General features: G+C 71.3%; 2 protein-coding genes. One reads left to right on the forward strand and one right to left on the reverse strand.

The window, feature by feature from the left end; translation table 11 throughout:
• Window positions 1-257: 257 nt before the first annotated feature.
• Window positions 258-1,811, reverse strand: coding sequence for a serine/threonine-protein kinase (locus ACIOFR_RS41860; RefSeq protein ID WP_401006031.1), 1,554 nt, complete (start codon window positions 1,809-1,811; stop codon window positions 258-260).
• Window positions 1,812-2,614: 803 nt separating this feature from the next.
• Here ACIOFR_RS41860 and ACIOFR_RS41865 point away from each other — a divergent pair.
• Window positions 2,615-3,361, forward strand: a complete 747-nt coding sequence (locus ACIOFR_RS41865; protein WP_401006032.1) for a tetratricopeptide repeat protein — start codon at window positions 2,615-2,617, stop codon at window positions 3,359-3,361.
• Window positions 3,362-3,866: the final 505 nt, after the last annotated feature.

A 3,866-nucleotide genomic window follows, 5' to 3' on the forward strand; every position in this document is an offset into this window, starting at 1 on the left:
GAGCTTCGATGCGTACGTGACGGGTCGACTCCCGCCTCTCACCCCGCTATGACCTGCGGACTCATACGCTCGCTGGGACTTTGCAACAGCCCTGCTGGCGCACCGGTGTTTCCCGGTGTCGCGAAATCGGTCCGCCCCTGTCGCGCGGCTGTCGGCCGCCTGTGGCCGCCGTCCGCCGTCGCCCGGTCCGAGCGTCCTGCGGGGCTGCCGCGCCGTTCCGCGTCCTGCATCGCCCGGTCGGAGAGCGGGGGGCGGGGTCAGGGTCGGTGGCAGTTCTCGGGATCGCGCGGGGGGCCGTCCGGCCCGGGCAGGCAGATGTAGCGGCTGTCGGCGGCGGCGTGGCTGAGGTAGCGGCCGAAGCACTTGCTCTGGCCGTGCCGGGAGCAGAACGCGAGGACGGCATTGCCGTCGGGGAAGGTGCCCGTGGCGTAGATCACCCAGTTTCCGGGCTGGAGGGAGCTCCAGTCGTCGCTGTTGAGGATCTTCGCGCCGGGGATGTCTTTCTGAATGGTGAGGAGTTCCTGGTCGCGTCTGTCCTGTGGGGTGCTCTGGGGACTGGCCGACAGCTGAGCGATCCACGCGCCCGAAGACGGGGGTGTGGTGGCGGGAGGCGCGGCTCTGAGGGTTGCGGTGGAGGCCATGGCCGAGGCGGTGCTGGCGGGTGCAGTGGCATCGGGGGCGGCGGCGCCGGGGGTTGTCACACTGGCTGCGGCATCGTGGGCCGCTCCGAGTGCGCCCTGCTGGGCGTTGTAGATGGCAATGCTGCTGGCCAGTACGAGGATGCCCACTGTGGTCAGTACCCCGACGCGTACGATGCCGGGAGCCCTCTTCCTCAGCGTTCCCGGGGCCGCGCCGGTGGTGACGGCCGAGACGGTGGGCGGCAGGTCGGAAGGGGCCACCACGCTCACGGCCCCCGAGGGGGAGATCGTGCCGGCAGCAGCGGCATCGGCAGCGTCATCGCCCGGGCGGTACGGATGTCCGTCAGCGACGGCTGCGAGGGCTCGCGCGAGCTCCTCGGAATTCGGGCGGGCGGCGGGGTCCTTGTTGAGCAGTGTCCAGATCAGCGGACCGAGCGGACCGGCTCGGTGCACGGCCGGCAGAGGGTCTTCCCGGATGGCGACCAGGGTCTCCCAGAGCGAGTCGCGGCGCATCGGGTTCGCGCCCTCGACGCAGATGTACAGCAGGACGCCGAGTGACCACAGATCGCTGGCCGGGCCGATTTCCGCCGATTCGGCACTGATCCGTTCCGGGGCAAGGTAGTCGGGCGAGCCGATGAGGTCGCCGGTGGCCGTGAGATCGAGCGAGCCCTGGAGTGCGGCTATGCCGAAGTCGGTGAGGACGGCGCTGCCGTCCGGGCGGATCAGGACGTTCGCGGGCTTCACGTCACGGTGCAGAACGCCCGCTGCATGGGCGGCGCGCAGGGCAGCCAGGATGTCGAGGCCGACGGAGGCAGCTTGGGCCGGCGACAGCGTACGGTCGCGCAGCAGTTCGTCGAGCGGGACACCGCTGACGAACTCCATGACCAGCCACGGATAGGGGAGATCGTCCACGATCTCGTAGATCGTCACCGCATTGGGGTGATTGAGCCTGGCAAGGGCCTTGGCCTCGCGGACGGCCCGCGCGCGCATGTGGTCGGCGCGCGCCGCATCCTCATGCCGAAGCGGTCGCATCTCCTTGAGCGCTATGTCCCTCTCCAGGACCGCATCGTGCGCCCGCCACACCGTGCCCATCGCCCCGGAGCCGAGGCGCTGTCTCAGCTCGAAGCGGCCGGCGACGACATCGCCGACCGCCCGGCCGGGTTCCTTGGTCATACGTCTCCCTCTCGAATCGCCAGGGGCACAGGCGGATGCGACGCCCCTCGGCGATCGGCACCGTCCGTCTGCTTGCGGCCGCAGTTGATCCGGCCTTGGTCTGTCGGGTCGTCAGCTCGCCGGATGCGGACGAGCACGACCTTGGAGAAAGAGTGTCGAAGTGCGCGACATCTTCGGGCTGTTATCGAACAGTTACAGAGTCGCTCTCGCGAACCGTCGCCCGGTCCGCTGTACGGGTGCCAGTCGAGGAAACGGCCCGAGCCGGTGACACCTGCTACCCCGACACCTGCTACCCCGACATCCAGCCAAGGAGGCGAGAACTGTGGAGCGGCCGGGACCGTGTCCCAAGCCGACCCGTGCTACTGGGTCCGACTCGGCTCGGACTCGCCCCTGCGCCATGAACGGTCGCAACTGTTCGATAACGGCGCGGGCTCGCCGTGCGAGTCGACCTTCTCACCTTCATGGTCCCGCTGCGCGAAGCTCCGCGGCCCGACCGGCGAAATCCGGCGAGCCGGCTCGACGGCCCGGGACCGGAGCAACGTACCTCCGAAGGAGAGACTCCCCATGCCCCATCGCCTGACGCGCCGGCCGAGGCACGGCTCCGCCCTGCCACCGGCAGCCAGACAGCGACCTCGTGGTCGGCACACGAAATCCCGCGTGACGACGGCCGCTGGCATCGGCGGCGCAGCCGCGCCCCTGGGCCGTTCCCCGTTGTGCGTGCACCGTCACCGGCACGTGCGCCCGCTCCCACCGGTGGTGGCCCCGTCCGAGGCCGTCCTCCTGTCCGCCTGGGCAGGGGCGTCGTGACCGACCGAGGGACGCCGGTCGAGCCGGGTGCCGCAGGCCTCGGCCCACGCGCGGGCGATGTCTGTCCGACGTGCGGTCGCCCGCCCGCGCCGGGGGCGGCACCCCCCAGGCTCAAGCTCGTCGTCGCCGACCAGGAAGATCGACACGAGCGGCAGCTCGAACTGCGCATCGGCCCCGACGGACGTTGCACCCTGACCTTTCCCAACACGGCACCCCCGCGCACCGAGGGTGAGCGTCTGCACAGATCCGGCGGCGACAACGTCCGCATGCCCGCCGAGCACCGACGCGCCATGGAACGGGTCTTGCGTGCGGCGCGGCGCCACGATCTCGCCCTGGCCGTGCACCAAGCGGAAAGGTTGCTCGTCGCCCTGGCCGCGTCGTTCGGCCCCCGCCACTCCTTCACCCTCACCGCGGCTCAGGTCCGAGCCGACCTGGCCTGGGCGTCGGGGAATTTCCGCCGCGCGGCGGAGCTCTGGACGTCGATCGCCGATGGGTGGGCACGGCTGGCAGGTCCGACGAGCCGGCCCGCCCGCTTCAGCGCACGTCAGGCGGCCGCTTCGTGGCTGAAGGTCCCGGACGGCGAGGCGGTCGCCGGCGGAGCAGCCCTCCTGGCGATGCTGGTGACCGTCGCCCCCGACCCCGAGTCCAACCCCGTCGTTCTCGCGGTCCGGCGCCGAATGGGCCAGATCGGCGGGTCCCCTCTCCGTGCGCCTGCCCCTCGGTTTCCCCAAGGTCACCAGTGATGCCCGGGCAATGCCGCAGGACGACGCCGGACCGCGGCCGTCCCTCGCTGACGGCCCGCGCGCAGGGATCGTTGCGGTCCAGGTGGGGGTCGGGTGACGTTCGGCCTGCTCCGGCGCGTCGGCAAAGGCGACATTCCGGCACCCGAGAGGCCGAGCAAGGCGCTCTGCCGCCACCTCCCGGGCCCCACCATCACCGCCGCCCCCGCCGGAGTCGGACCAGCACCAGCCAGGAACCGGCACCCAAGCCGACCCCTCCGTGGGTCCAACTCGGCACGGTTCCCGTGCACACGCGGCCGCGCCCCTCGCACGCCCCGTTCAATGGCTGGGCGGGCTCGCGGGATGAGGCGCTCGTGGCGGGAGGGTCGCGGGAGTGTCACAGGCGCGCGACAGGGCGGGTTCGATCGGGGCCAGCGGACTCTTCCCACCTGGTGCATGTCGGCGAACTGCGGTGTCTGTGAGGCCTCTTCGTTCGCACGACATGCCGGCCAGGAGATTCACCCGACCC

It is taken from the genome of Kitasatospora sp. NPDC088346 (genome assembly GCF_044740765.1).
Taxonomy (GTDB): domain Bacteria; phylum Actinomycetota; class Actinomycetes; order Streptomycetales; family Streptomycetaceae; genus Kitasatospora.